General features: G+C 66.1%; 20 protein-coding genes (1 of these 20 only partly in view). 13 read left to right on the plus strand and 7 right to left on the minus strand.

Annotated features, from left to right (window positions below):
- Positions 1 to 42 precede the first annotated feature (42 nt).
- Positions 43 to 1,329 carry a cytochrome P450 gene (locus tag ACIPPQ_RS01235; protein WP_446542407.1) on the plus strand — a complete coding sequence of 429 codons (1,287 nt, stop codon included), beginning with the start codon at positions 43 to 45 and terminating at the stop codon, positions 1,327 to 1,329.
- Between the two features lie 99 nt (positions 1,330 to 1,428).
- A complete protein-coding gene (locus ACIPPQ_RS01240; protein ID WP_446542408.1) occupies positions 1,429 to 1,665 on the plus strand; it encodes a hypothetical protein in 237 nt (78 codons plus the stop codon).
- 51 nt (positions 1,666 to 1,716) lie between these two features.
- On the opposite strand, the gene ACIPPQ_RS01245 is transcribed toward ACIPPQ_RS01240, so the two are convergent.
- Together ACIPPQ_RS01245 and queF are read right to left on the minus strand one after the other, a co-directional pair.
- The gene (locus ACIPPQ_RS01245) at positions 1,717 to 2,127 is read right to left on the minus strand and encodes an acyl-CoA thioesterase (RefSeq protein WP_327451850.1); all 411 of its coding nucleotides are present in this window, start codon (positions 2,125 to 2,127) and stop codon (positions 1,717 to 1,719) included.
- 46 nt (positions 2,128 to 2,173) lie between these two features.
- Positions 2,174 to 2,644: a preQ(1) synthase gene (queF, locus tag ACIPPQ_RS01250; protein WP_327451848.1), complete on the minus strand. Its 471-nt coding sequence runs from the start codon at positions 2,642 to 2,644 to the stop codon at positions 2,174 to 2,176.
- Positions 2,645 to 2,764: 120 nt separating this feature from the next.
- Here queF and ACIPPQ_RS01255 point away from each other — a divergent pair, with 120 nt between their 5' ends.
- The 4 genes from ACIPPQ_RS01255 (at position 2,765) to ACIPPQ_RS01270 (ending at position 7,265) form a co-directional block, all read left to right on the plus strand.
- The gene (locus tag ACIPPQ_RS01255) at positions 2,765 to 4,075 is read left to right on the plus strand and encodes a hypothetical protein (RefSeq protein ID WP_446542409.1); all 1,311 of its coding nucleotides are present in this window, start codon (positions 2,765 to 2,767) and stop codon (positions 4,073 to 4,075) included.
- A gap of 186 nt (positions 4,076 to 4,261) precedes the next feature.
- Positions 4,262 to 5,104: a 3-mercaptopyruvate sulfurtransferase gene (gene sseA, locus ACIPPQ_RS01260; RefSeq protein WP_327451842.1), complete on the plus strand. Its 843-nt coding sequence runs from the start codon at positions 4,262 to 4,264 to the stop codon at positions 5,102 to 5,104.
- Positions 5,059 to 6,327, plus strand: a complete 1,269-nt coding sequence (metC, locus tag ACIPPQ_RS01265) for a cystathionine beta-lyase (protein ID WP_446542410.1) — start codon at positions 5,059 to 5,061, stop codon at positions 6,325 to 6,327. The genes sseA and metC overlap by 46 nt, the downstream gene beginning before the upstream one ends.
- A 5-nt stretch (positions 6,328 to 6,332) precedes the next feature.
- A complete protein-coding gene (locus ACIPPQ_RS01270) occupies positions 6,333 to 7,265 on the plus strand; it encodes a mechanosensitive ion channel family protein (protein ID WP_446542411.1) in 933 nt (310 codons plus the stop codon).
- Here the strand turns inward: ACIPPQ_RS01270 and ppa are convergent.
- A complete protein-coding gene (gene ppa, locus ACIPPQ_RS01275; protein ID WP_327451835.1) occupies positions 7,262 to 7,798 on the minus strand; it encodes an inorganic diphosphatase in 537 nt (178 codons plus the stop codon). The genes ACIPPQ_RS01270 and ppa overlap by 4 nt on opposite strands.
- A gap of 109 nt (positions 7,799 to 7,907) precedes the next feature.
- Positions 7,908 to 9,842 carry a M61 family metallopeptidase gene (locus ACIPPQ_RS01280; protein ID WP_446542412.1) on the minus strand — a complete coding sequence of 645 codons (1,935 nt, stop codon included), beginning with the start codon at positions 9,840 to 9,842 and terminating at the stop codon, positions 7,908 to 7,910.
- Between the two features lie 93 nt (positions 9,843 to 9,935).
- On the opposite strand from ACIPPQ_RS01280, the gene hisS reads away from it, so the two are divergent.
- The 6 genes from hisS to ACIPPQ_RS01310 all read left to right on the plus strand — a co-directional run bounded on the left by hisS (position 9,936) and on the right by ACIPPQ_RS01310 (position 17,259).
- The gene (hisS, locus tag ACIPPQ_RS01285) at positions 9,936 to 11,183 is read left to right on the plus strand and encodes a histidine--tRNA ligase (RefSeq protein WP_446542413.1); all 1,248 of its coding nucleotides are present in this window, start codon (positions 9,936 to 9,938) and stop codon (positions 11,181 to 11,183) included.
- Positions 11,183 to 12,250 (plus strand): peptide chain release factor 1, encoded by a 1,068-nt coding sequence (prfA, locus tag ACIPPQ_RS01290; protein WP_446542414.1) that lies wholly within the window; start codon positions 11,183 to 11,185, stop codon positions 12,248 to 12,250. The genes hisS and prfA overlap by 1 nt, the downstream gene beginning before the upstream one ends.
- On the plus strand, positions 12,243 to 13,067 hold the full coding sequence (prmC, locus tag ACIPPQ_RS01295) for a peptide chain release factor N(5)-glutamine methyltransferase (RefSeq protein ID WP_446542415.1): 825 nt from the start codon (positions 12,243 to 12,245) through the stop codon (positions 13,065 to 13,067). The genes prfA and prmC overlap by 8 nt, the downstream gene beginning before the upstream one ends.
- A 251-nt stretch (positions 13,068 to 13,318) precedes the next feature.
- On the plus strand, positions 13,319 to 14,197 hold the full coding sequence (locus ACIPPQ_RS01300) for a DUF4167 domain-containing protein (RefSeq protein ID WP_446543091.1): 879 nt from the start codon (positions 13,319 to 13,321) through the stop codon (positions 14,195 to 14,197).
- 79 nt (positions 14,198 to 14,276) lie between these two features.
- Positions 14,277 to 15,662 carry a DUF4139 domain-containing protein gene (locus ACIPPQ_RS01305; protein WP_446542416.1) on the plus strand — a complete coding sequence of 462 codons (1,386 nt, stop codon included), beginning with the start codon at positions 14,277 to 14,279 and terminating at the stop codon, positions 15,660 to 15,662.
- 10 nt (positions 15,663 to 15,672) lie between these two features.
- Positions 15,673 to 17,259, plus strand: coding sequence for a DUF4139 domain-containing protein (locus ACIPPQ_RS01310; RefSeq protein ID WP_446542417.1), 1,587 nt, complete (start codon positions 15,673 to 15,675; stop codon positions 17,257 to 17,259).
- Between the two features lie 19 nt (positions 17,260 to 17,278).
- On the opposite strand, the gene ACIPPQ_RS01315 is transcribed toward ACIPPQ_RS01310, so the two are convergent.
- Positions 17,279 to 17,668: an acyl-CoA thioesterase gene (locus ACIPPQ_RS01315; protein ID WP_446542418.1), complete on the minus strand. Its 390-nt coding sequence runs from the start codon at positions 17,666 to 17,668 to the stop codon at positions 17,279 to 17,281.
- Positions 17,658 to 17,966 carry a hypothetical protein gene (locus ACIPPQ_RS01320; RefSeq protein WP_446542419.1) on the minus strand — a complete coding sequence of 103 codons (309 nt, stop codon included), beginning with the start codon at positions 17,964 to 17,966 and terminating at the stop codon, positions 17,658 to 17,660. Before ACIPPQ_RS01320 ends, ACIPPQ_RS01315 begins: the two co-directional genes overlap by 11 nt.
- A gap of 125 nt (positions 17,967 to 18,091) precedes the next feature.
- Here ACIPPQ_RS01320 and ACIPPQ_RS01325 point away from each other — a divergent pair, with 125 nt between their 5' ends.
- The gene (locus ACIPPQ_RS01325) at positions 18,092 to 18,517 is read left to right on the plus strand and encodes a CBS domain-containing protein (RefSeq protein WP_327451825.1); all 426 of its coding nucleotides are present in this window, start codon (positions 18,092 to 18,094) and stop codon (positions 18,515 to 18,517) included.
- On the opposite strand, the gene ACIPPQ_RS01330 is transcribed toward ACIPPQ_RS01325, so the two are convergent.
- Positions 18,502 to 19,400, minus strand: partial view of a lipopolysaccharide biosynthesis protein gene (locus tag ACIPPQ_RS01330; protein WP_446542420.1) — the 3' portion only. 634 nt of this gene lie beyond the right edge of the window; 899 of the gene's 1,533 nt are visible here — the last part of the coding sequence; its start codon lies off the right edge, out of view; it ends in the stop codon at positions 18,502 to 18,504. The genes ACIPPQ_RS01325 and ACIPPQ_RS01330 overlap by 16 nt on opposite strands.

The following is a 19,400-nucleotide window of genomic DNA, read 5'->3' on the forward strand; positions in this document are numbered from 1 at the left end:
TGACGGCTCGACTCGGGCGCCGAATTGCGGCAGCTTCGTTTCATGACAAAACCTATATTGCCCGGAGAGGTCGCCGCCGCTGTCGTCAATCCCGCCGCCTACGGCGCATGGGATCCGCTGCACGAACAGCTTGCCTGGGCGCGCGCCAATGTGCCGCTTGGTATCGCGGAGAATCACGATCACGACCCCTTCTGGCTCGTCACGCGGCACGCCGACATCATGGCGATCAGCCGCGATCCGCAGCGCTTTGCGAACGGCATCCGGCCGACGGTGCTGACCAATCGCGACGGCGAGGCGCTGGCCCGCGCGGCGACGCCGAACAATGACGGGCATCTGATCCGTTCGCTGGTCCAGATGGATGCGCCCGATCATATGAAATACCGGCTGCTGACGCAGAGCTGGTTCATGCCCAAGAATCTGAAGATCGTCGAAGAGCGCATCCGCCAGATCGCGCGCGAGACGGTCGATCATATGCTCGAGACGGGCGGGACATGCGATTTCGCGCGCGACGTCGCGGCGCATTATCCGCTGCGCGTCATCATGGACATATTGGGCGTCCCACCCGAAGACGAGCCGCGGATGCTGATGCTGACGCAGCAATTGTTCGGCCCGACCGACCCCGAACTGAACCGCAGCCGCGAGGCGATCACCAGCGCCGAGCAGGCGATCGCGATGCTCAACTATGTCATCGCCGATTTCGAAAATTATTTCGGTACGCTCACCGCCGATCGCCGCGCCAACCCGCGCGAAGACATCGCGACGGTCATTGCGAACGCCATGGTCGGCGGCGAACAGATCCCCGACCGCGAACTCGCCGGCTATTATATGATCATCGCGACCGCGGGGCACGATACGACGAGTGCGTCGACAGCGGGTGCGATCATGGAACTCGCGAAGAATCCCGCGCTGTTCGAGCGCTTTCGCAGCGCGACAAGCGACAAGGCGGGGCTGATCGAGGAAGCGATTCGCTGGACCACCCCGGTCCAGCATTTCATGCGCAGCGCCAGGCAAGATGTGGAAATCGGCGGACAGACGATCCGCGAAGGCGACTGGCTGATGCTCAACTATGTTTCGGGCAACCGCGACGAGGACGTGTTTGGCGATCCCTTCGCCTTCGATCCCGATCGCGAAAAGAACCAGCAGATCGCGTTCGGCTTCGGCGCGCATGTCTGCCTCGGCCAGCATCTCGCGCGGATGGAGATGCGCATATTGATGGAAGAGTTGCTGCCCCGGCTTAAAAGCCTCGACCTCGCGGGCGCGCCGGCGCGCGTCGAATCGGTTTTCGTCGGCGGGCTCAAACGCCTGCCGATCCGGTTCGAGGCGGCATAGGCGATACGCCGGTCATCACGCGCGGCGTACCGCCCGCAAAAAATGGAACAAAGTCCGCGTTCGCCGCGTTTCCCGGCGGCTTGCTGAAAGGACTTCGTCATGAATCTTTGGAAAAAGGCCGCGGTTTCAATCGCCGCGACTTCGATGACCCTCTCGCCGGTGGCTGCCTTGGCCGCGCCGACCATGGGGGATGCTAGCGCTGTATCGATTACCGAAGGGCAGAATGAACTCGAAGGCGCAAGCTGGATCGCGATCGTGCTCGGCCTTGCGATCATCGGTGGCGGCATCTGGCTGCTCGTCGATGACGATGGCGACGACGACCCGGTTAGCCCGTAAGTTCGAGAATGCTGCGGAACGGCGCCCTCCCGACGCGGAGGCGCCTTTCGCTTACGCCTTTTCGCCCGGGAAAAAGCGCGCGATGACATCGCTCGCAAGCCGTGCGGGTCGCATCGTTTCGGCGTCGATGCAACACCAGCTCGACTTCACTTCGGCGAGCACCTCCTCGCCGCGCTTGATGATCGTCTCGTAAAAGGCGCGCGCGCCCTGCACTTTTTCGAGGATGACGGTCGCGATGACCTGATCGTCGAGAAACGCCGGACGGCGATAGGTGATCTCGTGCTTCAGTGCGACCCACAGATGCGCCGCAACCGCGTCGGGCGGCGCGATATGCCGCCAGTGCGCGAGCACCGCTTCCTGCACCCAGCTCAGGTAATGGGCGTTGTTGACATGCCCCATGAAATCGATCTGGTCGGCGCCGACTTTGATGTCGTGGTCGTGCGGAAGCGAGGCTGCGGTCATATCGCTGACACTAATGTCAATATTTTGTGACGGAAAGATGAATCTTTCAGCCGCGCCCGCGATAGGGGGCGACCCCCTGATCGGGAAGCCACAATCCCTCGGGGGGCGCGCCCGATTGCCAGAAAACGTCGATCGGAATGCCGCCGCGCGGATACCAGTAACCGCCGATGCGCAGCCAGCGCGGCTGCATCTCGTCGAACAGCCGGCGGCCGATTCCGACGGTGCAATCCTCGTGGAAACCCGCATGGTTGCGGAAAGACCCGAGGAAGAGCTTCAAGCTCTTCGATTCGACGATCGTTTCGCCGGGGGCATAATCGATCACGAGATGCGCGAAATCGGGCTGGCCGGTCACCGGACAGAGCGAGGTGAATTCGGGCGCGGCGAAGCGAACGAGATAGAGATCGCCGGCGCGCGGATTGGGGACATAGTCGAGCACCGCGGCTTCGGGCGCGGCAGGAAGTTCGCTCGATTGGCCGAGATGTTTCGGCGCGAGCGGTGTGGGGCTGGAATCGGTCATGGAAAGCCTCTAGTGCGCAGCGCAGCCGATGTCACCGACCTCGTTGGGCGGCGCGGCCGGGTTCAGCGCCAATTCAGCGGCGCCGGACCAGGATTCATGGTTCGGGATCGCGGAAACAGAATGATCAAGAGGAAGATGGGGCAGGCAGGCAGGGCGGCGTCGCCGCTGATGGCACTCGCGCTGTTGCTGGCGGGTGCGGCGCCCGCGTTCGCGCAGGATACGCCCGCGCCCTCTTCGTCACGCCCGCTCGACTTCCGCCTGCCGCCGCCCACCGACGACAACCGCGCGCCCGGCGTACAGGGGCCGTCGGACAATGGTTTGCCGCCGGTCGCGCCCGGCGAACGGCGCGGCCAGCCCACCCCGACGCCCGCGCCGGCACCGATCCAGCCCGCGACGCCGCCGCGCGTGACCCCCACGCAGCCGGTGACGGCGACGACGCCCGCTCCGGCCCCTGCACGCCGCGATACGCCGGCAACGCCGCGCCCGGCATCGCCCGACGCCGCGACACAGGCTGCGCCCGTCACGACCGGTAACCCCGCGCTGCCGCCGCCGGAGACGGTGGCTCCGGCCGCATCCCCCGCGACCGAAGCGCCGCCCGTGGCTGCTTCCGACGACACGCTGGCCGCCGCCGCGCCTGCAAGCGCGCCGTCGGGCACGCCGATCTGGGCCTGGGCGCTCGCCGCGCTGGCCGCGCTCGGCGCGGGTTACTGGTACTGGCGCCGCCGTTCGGCCTTGGCCGGCCCATCGATTGACGAAGCGGACGAAGCACCGCGTCCCGCCGCCCCGGCGCCCGCAACGCGCGCCGCCGCGCCGAAGCCCGCCGCACCGGCGCGCCCGGCGCCGCCGCAGCCCGCGCCCGTCACGCCGCTCGAACCGCGCGCGGCATCGCCGCTCGTCACCCGTCCGGCGGGGGAGAAGCGCGCGGTCGTCGGCATGGCGCTCGACATTCGCAGCATCCGCTTCGCCGCCGATCATGTCGCGGTGGGTTTTGCGCTCAACCTCCTCAACCAGGGCACGGTGGCCGCCACCGGGCTGATGGTCCGCATCGCGCTGAACCAGGGGTCGGCGATGCCCGAAGCGGTGCTCGGCCGCTTTTTCGATGGCGCGGGCGGAAGCGTCCTGCGCGACGACATTATGCTTGCGCCGGGCGCGGGCGAGGAATTGTCGACCGAAGTCATGCTGCCGCGCGCGGCGATCGAGCCGCTGATGATCGGTGGCAAGCCGATGCTGGTCCCCGTGATCGCATTCGACGTCACCTATCATTGGGACGGCGAGGGCGAGGCGTTCGGCCAGAATGCCGGCAGTTTCGTTCTTGGCCGCGAACAGGGTGCGAGCGGCAGCGAAAAGCTGGCGCCGCTGCCGCTCGACCGCGCCGCCTATGCCGTCGATCGCCCCGGCGCGCGCGCGACGGCGATCAAGCGCAGCTTGTAACCTGGCCCAAAAAGGCACTGGTTTTTTGTTGCGGTGCAGCATCGGCTGGGGCAGGACTGACCATGCTTGAAAAAGCACAGGTGGGGGCATAGGCTGACTATTCCCCGGAAAGACAGAAGCCACAGCAGGATGGCCGGGCGAGGGACAGGCAAACATGTTCCCGAACGGTCGCAACAGGAGCATGACATGGACGCCTTGGTCTCAACCGACTGGCTGGAACGCGAACTGGGGGCATCGGACCTGCGGGTCGTCGATGCGACGAAATTCCTTGCCGACGCAGGCCGCGATGCGCGCGCCGAATATGAGGCGGGGCATATCCCCGGCGCGGTCTTCATGGACCTGGCCGAACTGACCGACGCGTCGAACGCCGTCGACAATATGGCGCCGCCCGCCGAAAAATTCGCCAGCCGCATGCAGTCGCTCGGCCTCGGCGACGGCAGCCGCATCGTGCTCTACGACGACAGTCCGCTGAAGAGCGCGGCGCGTGCCTGGTGGCTGCTCAAACTGTTTGGCGCGCACGATGTCGCGCTGCTCGACGGCGGCCTCGCCAAGTGGAAAGCCGAAGGCCGCGCGCTCGAAATGGGCAAGCAGACGCTGCGCCACCGCCACTTCACCGTGTGGCGCGATGCCAAGGCGGTGCGCACGAAGGACCAGATGCTCGCGAACGTCGACAGCGGCGCCGAACAGGTCGTCGACGCCCGTCCCGCCGCGCGCTTTACCGGCGAGGAACGCGATCCGCGTCCCGGCCTTGCTCCCGGCCATATCCCGGCCTCGCGCAGCCTGCCGCACAGCCAGCTGTTCAACGCCGACGGCACCTGGAAACAGGGTGACGAACTCAAGGCCGTCTTCGACGCCGCCGGGGTCGACCTCGACAAGCCGCTCGTCACGACCTGCGGCAGCGGCATGACCGCGACCGTCGTCGCATTCGGCGCGCACCTGCTCGGCAAGGACGATGTCGCGGTCTACGACGGCAGCTGGATCGAATGGGGCGCCGATCCGGCGACGCCCAAGGCCACCGGCGCGGCCTGATCCGCGCAGTGGCTGGTTCGAGCGACAAGGACAGCGACAGCCTTCGCCTTGCAACGAAACTCGTGCAGGGCGGACGGCGGCCCGAATGGACCGGCGATCCGCGCCTCGGCGGCGGGGTCGTCAACCCGCCCGTGTGGCGTGCCTCGACGATTCTTTACGACAATATCGCCGACCTGAAGGCGCGCGGTCACGCGACGCACGACAAACTCTATTATGGCCGCCGCGGCACCCCGACCGTCTGGGCGCTCGCCGACGCGTTGACGGAAATGGAGCCGGGGGCCGAAGGCACCTTGCTCTATCCGTCGGGGGTCGCCGCCAATTCGGCGGGCCTGCTCGCGCTGCTGTCGCCGGGCGATCATTTGTTGATGGTCGACAGCGCCTATGAACCGACGCGCGCCTTCTGCAACGGGATGCTTGCGCGGCTGGGCGTCGAGACGACCTATTATGACCCGCTCGTCGGCGGCGGGATCGGCGACCTGATTCGGCCCGAAACGAAGCTGATCTTTCTCGAATCGCCGGGCAGCCTGACCTTCGAGGTGCAGGATATTCCCGCGATCACGGCAATCGCGCGGGCGCGGGGCGTGCTGACGATGCTCGACAATACCTGGGCGACGCCGTTGCTGTTCCCGGCGCTCGCGCATGGCGTCGACGTGACGATGATGAGCCTCACCAAATATGTCGGCGGGCACAGCGACGCGATGATGGGCTCGCTGACTGCGACCAGGGCGGTGTGGCCCAAGCTCCGGAGCGCGTCCTATCAGCTCGGGCAGGCGGTTTCGCCCGACGATTGCGCGCTGATGCTGCGCGGGCTGCGCACGCTCGACGTGCGGATGCAGCGGCATGGCGAGAGCGGCCTCGCGGTCGCGAACTGGCTCGCAGCGCGCCCCGAGGTCGGCCGCGTGCTCCACCCCGCGCTGCCCGGCGATCGGGGCCATGCGATCTGGGCGCGCGATTTTACCGGTACCAGCGGGCTGTTCGGCTTCACGCTGCAGGGCGTCGACGAGGCGGCGCGGACGCGCTTTATCGATTCGCTGACGCATTTCGGCATCGGCTTCAGCTGGGGCGGTTATGAAAGCCTTGTCGTGCCGAGCGATCCGGCGTCGATTCGCACCGCGGCCGCGTGGACCGAGGCCGACCCGCTCGTCCGTCTGTCGATCGGGCTTGAGGATGCCGCCGACCTGATCGCCGATCTCGAACGCGGCTTTGCCGCGATGGCGGGATGAGCCGCATGGACGGGCTGCCCGACGGCGTCCTCCGCACAATCGAGGTGCTGAAGGCGATCGGGATCGATGTGGGTTCGTACCGCCTGTCGCTTTACGGGCTGTTCTCGACGATTGTCGTCGCGGTGCTGCTGTACCTGTCGGTGCGCGTCATCCTGCGCTCGATCAAATGGCTCCTCCGTCGCAACACCCAAATCGATGCGACGCAGCGGCTGCTCGCCGAAAAGCTGATCGCGATCGCGCTGTTCGTCTTTGCGCTGCTGTTCGGCATCGACCTCCTCGGTATCGACCTCACCGCGCTTGCGGTCTTTTCGGGCGCCGCCGGCCTCGCCATCGGCTTCGGCCTCCAGAAAACCGTGGGCAACCTGATCGCCGGGATCATCCTGCTGATGGACCGATCGATCAAGCCGGGCGACATCATTGTCGTCGGCGACGGCAGTTCGATGGGCGGTTCCGCGCTGCCGGGCGGGGTGCCCAATGTCGGGCGCGTCGCCAAGATCGGCGTGCGCGCGGTCAACGTCATCACGCGCGACGGCAAGAAGCATCTGATCCCGAACGAGCTTCTGATGACGCAGCCGGTCGAGAACTGGAGCTACGCAAGCCCCGAGGTGCGTGTGCGGATGCGCATCCCGGTCGGATATGACTGCGACCTGCGCCTCGCGCAGCGATTGATCGCCGAAACCGCGAAGGAAAATCCCCGCATCCTCAACGAACCCGAACCGGCCGTATGGATCACGGCGTTCGGCGAGCGCGCGGTCGAGCACGAACTGCGCTACTGGATTTCGGATCCCGAGGCGGGGCTCGGCAACATCCAGGGCGAGGTGTTTCTGGGGATCTGGGACCGCTTCAAGGAAGCGGGGATTCGTATCCCCTATCCGCGAACCGACGTGCGGATCGTCGGGGCGCCGGACGAAGGCCCGGCGCCCGCCGACGTAAATTAGAAGCCGACCTTCTTCGCGCGCTCGATGCACTCGACGATGATGCGCTTCGCGTCGTCGACGTCGCCCCAGCCGTTGAGCTTCGCCCATTTGCCGGGTTCGAGATCCTTATAGTGGGTGAAGAAATGCTCGATCTGCTGGAGCACGATTTCGGGCATGTCCTTGTAGCTCGCGACCTTGTCGTAATAGGGGAAGGTCTTGTTGACGGGGACGCACAGCAGCTTCTCGTCGCCGCCGGCATCGTCTTCCATCATCAGCACGCCGATCGGACGGCATTTGACCACCGCGCCCGCGACGATCGGCGAGCGCGCCACGACGAGCGCGTCGAGGGGATCGCCGTCTTCGCCCAACGTGTGGGGAACGAAGCCGTAATTGGCGGGATAGCGCATCGGCGTGTGCAGGAAACGGTCGACGAACAGCGCGCCCGATGCCTTGTCGAATTCATATTTCACCGGTTCGCCGCCGATCGGCACTTCGATCAGGACATTCAGGCTGTCGGGCGGGCTGTCGCCGGCGGGAATCAGGTCGATACGCATGGGAGATCCTTTTGTGTTTTTGAATCGCGCGCGCCTTTAGCGCCCCAAAGAGCCAAAAGTCGAGGGCGTCGGTCGAGGTGGTGCCGCCTCGCGCTTGCGTAAGCCGAGCCTAGAGTGCGCGGCGCGGCGTCAGCAGCCGGTCGAACCAGTCGGGGCCGCTCGCGGTTTTTTCGAGGTGCGGCCAGCGCAGCCCGCCGTGATAGGCGATCTCGATCTGGCGATAGCGGCCGCCGCGTTCGACGAGCAGGCGCACCGGGGTCTTGCCGTCGGTCGCCGTGCGAATCGCGCTTTCGATCCGCTCACGGCTGTAGCTCAGCCCCTCGACCGCCACGATCTTGGTGCCGTTGATGATATCGGCCTTGAACGCCGGACCGTCCCACAGGATGCCCGTTGCGACGCCATCCTTGTCGATCGACATCCCCAGCGAATGCGTCAGGTCGGCGTTTTTCGCCTGCGCCATGCGGTCGCGGTCATAGGCGTTCGGCGCGTCGCGCCAGACGAGGCGGTATCCCGCGCGCTCGATGCCGCCGACGGGCGCGGGGCGCCCCGGGGCCTGGAGTCGTTCGCGCAGGAAATTGGCCCAGTCATAGGGATGGACGGCGTTCAGCGCCGCGACGACATCGTCGAAATCATAGGTGTCCTGCCCCCAGTCGCCCTCGCGCCCGCCGAAAAAGGCGCGCGCGAAATCATCGAGACTTCGCGCATTGTTCGTCGCCTGACGAATCAGCATGTCGGCCTCCAGCCAGACGAGCGATCCTTCGTTGTAATAATCCTCGCTCCGCGACCAGCTTGCGAAGGGCTTGGGCTTGCGCGCCGCGATGATCGGGTCGAGCGTCGTGTCCTCGACCGACCGCCACAGCCGCCCCGGCTGGACGCTGTAGTTGCCGGCGTTCGTCGCCCATTCGGCGAGGATCATCTCCTTCGACTGCATCCCCGACCGTCCCGCGAGGACGAGGTCCCAGAAGCTCGTCTGGCCTTCGTAAACCCACAGCAGATTGTCCTGCATCGGCGTACGGAAATCGGGCGTCCACATCTTGTCGGGGCGGCGGTATTTGCCGTTCCAGCTGTGCGTCAGTTCGTGCGGGAGCAGCCCGCGCTCGCTGTCATTGTCGTTCCATTTCGTGAAATAGTCGGGATTGCGGCTGTTCTCGCTGCTGCGATGATGTTCGAGCCCGATGCCGCCGAGTTCGTCGGTCAGCGCGAGCAGGAATTCATAGCGGTCGAAATGGCGCACCCCGAACAGGGCAACCGCTTCGGAGACGAGCGCGGCGTGGCGCGCGATATGATCGGGGCTGGCCTCGAGATATTTGGGCTCGTCGGCGACGACGTTGAGCGTCACCTTGTTGCCGAGATCCCATTTGCGGAAATATTTGCCGGCGAACATCGGACTGTCGACGAGCACCTCGTAATTGGTGGGCGCGAAGCTGTAGCGGTTGCCCGAAACCTTGAGCCCGTCGAGCGCCGACGCGCCGGTCCAGCCGTCGGGCAGCGTGACTTCGAGCTGCACCGGAATATTGCGGGTGAAATAGCCCGCCGGATAGAGGCTCACCTGTTCCCATTGCAGGTTCATCATCGACGGCGTGACGACGACGCGGCCTTCGCTCGTCCGTGTGGGCGAGAGAAAGTCGAAGGCGACGTCGATGCTTTTCGTGCCCGCGGGCACGTCGATGTCAAAGGCGTAGACGTCGGTCGGCTGGCGCGTCCAGGATAGCGGCTTGCCGCCCGCGCTGGGCCGGAAGCCCGCCATTTCGGCGATCGCGCCGCGCGGTGCGTGCTTGCCGGGTAGCCATTCGGGATAGAGCAAGGTCAGCTTGCCCGATCGGGCGACGGGGATCGTCTGGCGGACGTGAAAGATGCCGCGCGCAAAGTCGGTCGCATCGACCTTCAATATCATCGTACCCGGATAGGACTTGTCGGACGGCAGCGGGATGGTGTGCGGCTGGACGACCGGCTGCGGGCGGCTGTTGCCGTCCTGGGCGATGGCGGGCGAAAAGACGATGGGGGCGACGATGACGGCCGCTGCGACGAACAGTGCTTTTTTCATGACGCTTCTCTGCCGCCAAATGCTGCGAAGGTCCAGCGACGCCTCTGCAAGCGCGCTTTGCCTTTCGACGAAAAACCATTAGACGCGCGGCGCATGAGCAAGGACAAATCCGCGAAGATCCCGACGCCGCAGGCCGTGCGCGGCACCCAGGACATGCTCGGCGATTTCGCCGACCGTTTTGCGCATGTCGTCGAGACATTCGAACGCGTGCGCCGCCTCTATGGCTACAAGCGCATCGAGGTGCCGGTGATCGAGCCGACCGCGGTGTTCGCGCGCTCGCTTGGCGAGACCACCGACGTCGTGTCGAAGGAAATGTATTCGTTCGACGATCGCGGCGGCGAATCGGTCACGCTGCGCCCCGAATTCACCGCGGGAATCGCGCGCGCCTATATCACCAACGGCTGGCAGCAGTTCGCGCCGCTGAAGGTCGCGACGCACGGGCCCTTGTTCCGCTACGAACGTCCGCAAAAGGGGCGCTATCGCCAGTTCCACCAGCTCGACGCCGAAGTGCTCGGCAGCGGCAGCCCGCTCGCGGATGCCGAACTGCTCGTCTTTGCCGACCAGCTCCTGAAAGAGTTCGGCATATCGGAAGGCGTGACGCTGACGCTTAACACGCTCGGCGATGCCGAAAGCCGCGACGCCTGGCGCGCCGCACTCGTCGAGCATTTCGAAGCGCATCGCGGTGAGCTGTCGGAGGACAGCCTCGCGCGGCTCGACAAGAATCCGCTGCGCATCCTCGACAGCAAGGATCCGAAGGACCGCCCGATCGCCGACAGCGCGCCCGATATCGACGCGTTTCTCACCGGCGAAGCGCAGGATTTCTTCGGCGCAGTGACCGCGGGCCTCGACGCCGCGGGCGTCGCTTGGGAGCGCAACGCGCGGCTCGTGCGCGGGCTCGACTATTATCGCCACACCGCGTTCGAATTCGTCACCGACCGGCTGGGCGCGCAGGGCACGGTGCTCGGCGGCGGACGTTATGACGGGCTGATCGAGAATCTCGGCGGTCCGCCCACCCCGGCGGTCGGCTGGGCAGCGGGGATCGAGCGGCTCGCGATGCTGCTGGCCGACGATGTCATCGACAACCGGCTCGACGCCGTGATCGCGGTCGAGGACGATAGCCAGCTCGCGCTCGCGATGAAGGCCTTGGCGGCACTCCGCAACGGCGGCTTTGCGGCCGAAATCGTGGCGAGCGGTTCGCCGCGCAAGCGCTTCGACAAGGCGGCGAAGATTCCCGCGCACGCGCTGGTGTCGGTCGGCACGCGCGACGGCGGTCTCCATATCAATGTCCGCGGCGATAGCGACCGGGCGAAGCAAGCCGAGGCGGTCGTCCGCGCGCTCTGATGGCACAGGTTTCTTCCAAGCAGATCGACGCCATCATCGAACGTCACGCCGCGCTGCAGGCGCGCATGGCGACGGGCGATATGGCGCCCGCCGATTTCGTCGCGGCGTCGAAGGAGTTTGCCGAGCTCGAACCCGTCGCCATCGCGGCGCGCGAAGTCGTGCGGTTGCGCGGCGAACTCGTTTCGCTGAACGAGATGCTCGCCGACCCCGAAATGAAGGCGATGGCGGCCGAGGAGATCGCCGCGATCGAGGATGCGCTTCCCACCGCCGAGCATGACCTTGCGATCAAGCTGCTGCCGAAGGACGTTGCCGACGAACGCGCCGCGATGCTCGAAATCCGCGCGGGCACCGGCGGCGATGAGGCGGCGCTGTTCGCGGGCGACCTGCTGCGCATGTACAGCCGCTATGCCGACGGACAGGGCTGGAAGGTCGAGGTGATTTCGGCGAACGAGACCGAGGTCGGCGGGTACAAGGAAGTCGTCGCGTCGGTGACGGGGCAGGGCGTGTTCGCGAAGCTGAAGTTCGAAAGCGGCGTCCACCGCGTCCAGCGCGTCCCCGCGACCGAAAGCCAGGGGCGCATCCACACCAGCGCCGCGACTGTCGCGGTGCTGCCCGAGGCCGAGGAAGTCGACGTCGCGATCAACGACAGTGACCTCAAGATCGACATCTATCGCGCGTCGGGCGCCGGCGGCCAGCACGTCAACACGACCGATTCGGCGATCCGCATTACGCATATCCCGAGCGGGCTCGTCGTGATCCAGCAGGACCAGCGCAGCCAGCACAAGAACAGGGCGAAGGCGATGCAGGTGCTGCGCGCGCGGCTCTATGACCTCGAGCGCGAGAAGATTCACAGCGCCGAGGCGTCGGCGCGCAAGTCGATGGTCGGGTCGGGCGACCGGTCCGAACGCATCCGCACCTATAATTTCCCGCAGGGGCGCGTGACCGATCACCGCATCAACCTGACGCTCCACCGCCTGCCCGAGATTATCGAAGGGCAGATGGACGAGCTGATCGATGCGCTGATTGCCGAGGATCAGGCGCAGCGACTGGCGGGGTTGGGTGACTGAAGTCGCCGCCGCGCTGCGCGAGGCGGCGCAGCGGCTGGAAGGCGTGTCGGACACGCCGCGGCTCGACGCCGAACTTCTGATGGCGCATGCGTTGGGTATCGAGCGGCCGACGCTGCTGCTCGATCCCTCGCGTCATGCGGTGCCCGCGGATTTCGTGTCGCTGGTCGAACGACGGATGGCACACGAACCTGTCGCCTATATCGTTGGATATCGGGATTTCTGGACGATCCGGCTGGCGGTCGGACCCGGAACGCTGATCCCGCGTCCCGACAGCGAGACGCTGATCGAGGCCGCGGTCGGCCATTTCGGCGAAGGCGGGCCGAAGCGGGTGCTCGACCTTGGTTCCGGTCCCGGAACATTGCTCTTGGCGGCGCTCGCCGAATGGCCGGAAGCGTACGGCGTGGGCATCGACGAATCCGGAAAGGCGGTCGATTGGGCCGAAAGGAACGCCGATGATCTCGGCATGGGCGACCGCGCGCATTTTCGGGCGGGCGACTGGGCGGTCGGTCTCGAGGGCCAATTCGACCTCATCCTGTGCAATCCGCCCTATATCGCCGACAGCGAAGTTCTGATGCCCGATGTCGCCGACCATGAGCCTGCCGGCGCGCTGTTCGCCGGGGCGGACGGGCTCGACGATTATCGCCGAATTATCCCCGATTTGCCGCGCCTTCTGGCGCCCGGCGGGGCTGCCATCCTTGAAATCGGGCATCGGCAGCATATGTTGGTTCGTGAGCTCGCCGAAGCGGCGGGGTTTTCGGTCGCCTGCAGACAGGATCTCGGCGGCCGCGACAGGGCGCTTTTGCTGACCCGCGCCTGACACCCGCACAAGAATTCGCTTGGTTTCCGCCGCAAAGCGCGGTAGGGGCGGCTCACAGGCCCGACCGGGATACCTTAATTGGTCCGGCTGGCCTGCTTCCCACTTACGATGCTGGTGCGGACCGTGGGGTTCGGCGCAAGCGGTAAAGGGAACCGCGCTTGGAGGCGCGGGCGCGACGCGCATATGGCGCGATCGGCCAAAAGGGGTTGGCGTAGCTTATTAGCTTATTCGACAGGATGTCTCAGTTGAACATGAACAACCGGCAAAGCGGTCGCCGTCGCGGCCGCAACAACAACAGCAACAATAATAACAATCGGTCGCAATCGGGCGGTCGCGGCGGGGTCGACCAGGCCAACCGCATCGACAGCCGGGCGCGCGGCAACGGCGCCCAGATGATCGAAAAATATCGCAACCTTGCGCGCGACGCGCAGCTTGCGGGCGACCGGGTCCAGACCGAATATTATCTGCAGTTCGCCGACCATTATTTCCGCGTCGTGAGCGATTTTCGCGCACGGCAGGAAGAAAAGAACGCCCAGAACGGGCAGGACCGTGGCCACGAGCGCCAGCGTGAAATTCGCGGCGTCGAGGATTTCGACGGCCATGACGATACCGACAGCGATTTCGAAGCCGACACCGGCGCGGGCGACGGTGACAATGGCGACGACCGCGGCGAGCGGACCGATCGTAGCGACCGCAATGAGCGGAACGACCGTGGCCAGCGCGACAACCGCGGCAATCGTGACGACGACAATCGCGGCAATCGCGAACCGCGCGGCAATCGCGACGATGACAATCGCGGCAACCGCCAGCCGGCGCGCAGCCGCCCGGCGCGCAATCGCGACGAAGACGAAACCCGCGACGACCGTAGCGAAGCCCCCGCCGTGCGTGAAGAAGCCGCCGAGCAGGAACCCGCTCCGCGTCCCGCGCGCCGTCCGGCTCGCCGCCCGCGTCAGGACGATAGCGTCGACAATGGCGATGCCGGGATCGACACCGCCGTTTTGCCGCCTGCGATTGGCCGCCCCGAACGCAGCGCCGAAGGCGATGCCGAGGGCGAAGCGCCCGCCGCCAAGCCGCGGCGTACGCGCCGCACGCTGGCAACGCGCAATACCGACGTCGAAGCGGCCGAATAAGCTAGCGTTTTCACACTGGTTTTTCCGATTCGCATGACATAGCCTCCCCGCGGGACATATCCTGCGGGGAGGTTTTTTTATGCGCGTGTTGGCCTTGGCCGCTTTGCCGTTGCTCGTCGGCGGGATGTCTTCTTCGGTTCTGGCGCAGGAGGCCGCGTCCGGCAACGCGCAGGGCGATGTCGCCGTCACCATCTATAATAATGGCCAGTCGCTGGTGCAGGACGACCGCCAGCTCAGCGTCGCCGCTGGACGCAACCGAATCGAGTTCCCCGATGTATCGGCGCGTATCCGTCCCGAAACGGTGACGCTCTCGGGCCCCGGCATCGGCATCGTCGAACAGAATTTCGATTTCGACCTGCTCACCCCCGACAAGCTGATGGACAAGGCGGTCGGCCAGTCGATTACCCTCGTCCGCACCAATCCGGCGACCGGCGCCGAACGCACCGAGCGTGCGAAGGTGCTCGCGGCGAACGGCGGCATCGTGCTCCAGATCGGCGAGCGGATCGAGGTGCTTCGCGACGACGGCCTGCCGGTGCGCGCGGTGTTCGACCGGCTGCCCCCCAATCTGCGCGCGCGGCCGACGCTGTCGGTCACCGTCGATGCCGCCAATGCCGGGACGGTCCCGGCGCGGCTGTCCTACCTCACCCCCAACCTCGGCTGGACCGCCGACTATGTCGCGCTGTTCGACGCCGCGAAGGGCGCGATGGATATCCAGGGGTGGGTGACGCTCACCAACAGCACCGGCACGACCTTCGCCAATGCGCGCACCCTGCTCGTCGCGGGCAATCCAGGCGGGGGCGGCGGGTTTCGCCAGATGACGGGCGCGATGGATTCGGCGGGCACCGAATCGAACGATCGCGAACGGCTCGGCGACTATTATCTCTATCCGCTCGCGCAGCGCACGACGATCGCCAACGCGCAGCAGAAACAGGTGAGCTTCCTCGACGTGAAGGGCGCACCCGCGCGCTCGACCTATGAATATGTCAATCGCTGGCTCGGCAGCAACACCGAGCCGGTGAGCACCGCGAGCGTGCTGCGCTTCTCGACCTCGCGCCAAGGCGGGCTCGGCGACCAGCTCCCGGCGGGCACGATCCGCGTCTATATGCGCGACGCGCGCGGCGACCCGCAATTCATCGGCGAGAACCAGATCGGCCATACGCCGATGGGTTCGGCGATGTCGCTGCGCACCGGCGACGCGTTCGACGTCAAGGTCCAGCCGACCGTCGTCTCGCGCACGCGCAAGGGCGATTCGCGCTGGGTGACGAAGATGAAATATACGGTGAGCAACGCTCGCCCGGCGCCGGTGACGGTGCTGCTCGCGCAGGACGGCCTCTATGGCGACGTGCGGATTAGCGACGAAAGCCTGAAGGGCGAGCGTATTTCGGCCGATCGCATGGAATGGCAGGTGCCGGTGCCCGCGAACGGCAAGGTCGACCTGACCGTCACATTCGATTCGCGTTACTGAGATCCACGCGATGCGGGCCTGGCCCCTGTTGATGTGGGTCGCGGCGCTGCTCGCGCCCGCGCCCTTGCTCGCGCAGGCCGCGGCGCCGGTCACCGTTTCGGCGAAGATCGACGACGCCGCGGTCACCGTCTATCGTGCGCCGTCGCGCGGGAGCGGGCCGATCAATCCGAACTGGCCGCAGGGTTTCGCCTTCATCACCGAAACGCGCACCGTTACCTTGCCGGCGGGGACGTCGATCCTGCGATTCGAGGGCGTGGCCGAAGGGCTGCTCCCCGAAACCGCGGTGGTCAGCGGGCTGCCCGACGGTGTGGTCGAAAAGAATCGCGATGCACGGCTGCTGTCGCCCGCGGGGCTGGTCGATGCCTATCTCAAGCGCAGCGTGACGCTGCGCCGCACGAACCGCGCCACCGGAAAGGTCGTCGAACAGGAAGCGGTGATCCAGTCGGGACCGAACGGCGGGGTCATCCTGCAAACAGCGGCGGGGATCGAGGCGCTCGCCTGCTCGGGGTTGCCCGAACGCATGCTCTACGCCCGCGTGCCCAAGGATTTGTCCGCCAAGCCGACCCTGTCGGTGCTCGTCGAAAGCAAGGCGGCGCGGACGGTGAAGGTGCAGCTCCTCTACCTCGCCGAAGGGTTCGACTGGGCCGCCAACTATGTCGCCGACCGCGGCGCCGACGGAAAGACGCTGGGGCTGACCGGCTGGATCACCGTCGCCAATGGCGGCGTGACGAGCTTTCCGGGGGCGCAGCTCAATGTCATCGCGGGGCGGCTCAACAAGATGTACAGCCCGCCGCTGCCGCGCAGTACGCCGGGGCCGCTGGTGCTGAAATGCTGGCCGATGGATATCACGAGCACGCATCCCTTATGGGAATTGCCGCCGATCATCGAGATCGAACAGAATTACGACGGCAGAATGGCCGAGGAAGTCGTCGTGACGGGCAACCGGCTCGAACGGCGCGCGATGGCGATGGCACCGCCGCCGCCGCCGCCGCCCCCGCCGCCGGCACCGCCGCCCCCTCCCGCCGAGGATCTGGGCGACCTCAAATTCTATCGCGTCCCGTTCCGCGTCGACGTGTCGGCAAAGGGGCAGAAGCAGGTCGCGCTGCTCGCGAAGGACAAGGTCGCGGTCGAACAACTTTATGCGGCGACGCTCTATAATTTCGGTGACGGGAGGCCGCAGCCACTGACGATGCGGCTGCGGGCACAGAATCGCGAATCGGACGGGCTGGGACTCGCGCTGCCCGCGGGCATGGCGACGGTATTCGAAACGATCGGTGGCCGCCGCCTGCTCGTCGGCGAGGCGCGGATCGGCGACAAGGCAAAGGACGAGCGCGTCGACTATGACATCGGCTCAAGCCCCGCGGTCCAGTATAAGGTCGCGGTCCAGAACGACCCGAACCCCGACTATCGCCTGTGGCAGGTCACGCTGACCAACGCCCGGCCTTTCGATGCCGAGGTCGAAATGCTGATTCCCTTCGCGCTCGATCCGACTCCTGCGGGCTGGGAGCGGCGCGGGTCGAGCTGGGTCTGGCGCGTTCGCGTCCCCGCGAACGATAGTCTTGCCCAGACCTTCCGCCAGAAACTGAAGGGCGACTGATACGCCCCGATGATTCGCGTCAGGCTGACGGCAGCGGCCGGGGCCGGTGATTCTCGTCGAGCGCGACGAAGGTGAACAGCCCGCCGGTCACCTTCTCCTCGGTTCGGCCACCATCGCGCGTCGCGATCACCTCGATTCGAATACCCATCGAGGTCCGCCCACGCCGTTCGAGCGTCGCATAGACCGAGATGATATCGCGCAGCAGGATCGGCGCGATGAACTCCATCGACTCGATCGCCACCGTCGCGACCGCGCCCTGCGCCTCGCGCCCGGCGACGATCCCGCCCGCGATATCCATCTGGCTCAATACCCAGCCGCCGAAGATATGGCCGTTGGCATTGATGTCGGCGGGGCGCGGCACGACGCGCAGGATCGGGTCGCGCGGGCAATCTGGCTTGTTATCGGTCATGGTTCATATCCGGATCGTCTTCGAAGGGGTCTTCGATCGCTTCGTCATGGCCGCTGCCGCTCGACAGGAAGACAAGCCCCATCAACGCGGCGCCGAGCAGGACCGACAGGCCCACCCCGGCGGCGGTCGCGATCATCATGTGGATGGTCAGCGCCTCGCCCATCGTGAATCGAAGCCAGCCGAGTGCGCCGACGACGGCGAGCAGCGAAACCAGCGTCATGCCCTTCATCAGCCGGCGATAGCGGGCCCAGGCGACTTTCGACGTGTCGCCATCGTCGAGCGGGGAGCGTTTGACCATGGGCGCCTCCATGGACCACCCCGCGGGCAAGGCCAAGCGCGAATGGAATGCGGCCGGGCGTTTCGGCTTTGCCGCGAATCATGATAGGCTTTGCCTCGACAGAAGCGACATGGGGAGCGGCAGGCATGACGATCGGAGCGATCCTTCACGGGCGGACGGGCGCGATCATTTCGGCGCGCAAGGAAGATAGCGTTCGCGCGGTGCTCGACCTGCTTGCGCAGCACCGCATCGGCGCGGTCCCGGTGATGGAGGGCGAGGCGATCGTCGGCATATTCTCCGAACGCGACCTCGTCCGGCTGATGTCCTCCTATGGCCCCGAGGCGCTCGACCGCCAGCTCGACGAAGTGATGACCAAGACGCCGGTGACCTGCGATTCGGGAACCGCGGTCATCGCGGCGCTGTCGCAGATGACGCAGCGCCGCATTCGCCACCTGCCGGTGGTCGACGGCGGTCGACTCGTCGGATTCGTGTCGATCGGCGATCTCGTCAAATATCGTATCGACAAGATCGAGGCCGAAGCCGCGGCGATGCGCGACTATATAGCGTCCTGAGCGGGCGCATCGGCGGCCGGCGGCTGGCGGCGCAATATAAGGCGGATCACTTCGGCGAGCGCATCGCGTTCGAGCATCCACAGCAACGCGCCATAGAGCGCGACCCCGAGCCCGACGAGCGCCGCGAGTCGCACCGGCGCCGCAAGGCCGAACGGCGCGATCGCCTCGGCGGCGAAGCCTACCCCGATCGCCATCACCAGCGCGGGCGCGAGTCCCGGTAACATCGCACGCGCAACATCCCACAAGGTGACGCCGATCAGCGGTGCCGACAGGCGCGCGGTGACGAGCAGCAACAGCGGCGCGGCGATCAGCCACGCCCACGCCATGCCGATCAGCCCCCACTGCGCTCCGACAAGGAAAGCGATGGGAAAGAGAATCGCGCCGCTCATCGCCGTGAACATCGAGATCGACGGCTTGCCGAGCGCGTTGGTGACGGGGGCAAAGAGAATCTGCACCGTCATCAGGATCAGCGCGAGCGAGATGAGCTGGATATAGGGCACCATGCCCAGCCACTTGGTACCGAACAAGGTTTCGATCATTGGCCCGGCGACGACGGCGAGCCCGCAATAGAAAGGCGCGGCCACGAGCATCAATATGCGCACCGTCTTCAGGAACGACCAGCGCACCGCGGCGGCGTCGGTCTTGATTCGCGCATAGGCGGGGAAGGCGACCTCGTTCAGCGGCGGTACGAACTTTGCCATGAAGATCTGCGCTAGGAACAGCGCCTCGGCATAAAGGCCGAGCGCGTGCGCATCGAATCGCGCACCGGCGATGAAAATATCCGACTGACTCTGCACCAGCCAGAAGAGCTGGCTGAACAGGACCGCCGACCCGAATCCGATGATCTGGCCGCAGCCCTTGAAATTGAAGCTCGGCCAGACGA

Source organism: Sphingopyxis sp. LARHCG72 (assembly GCF_052871675.1).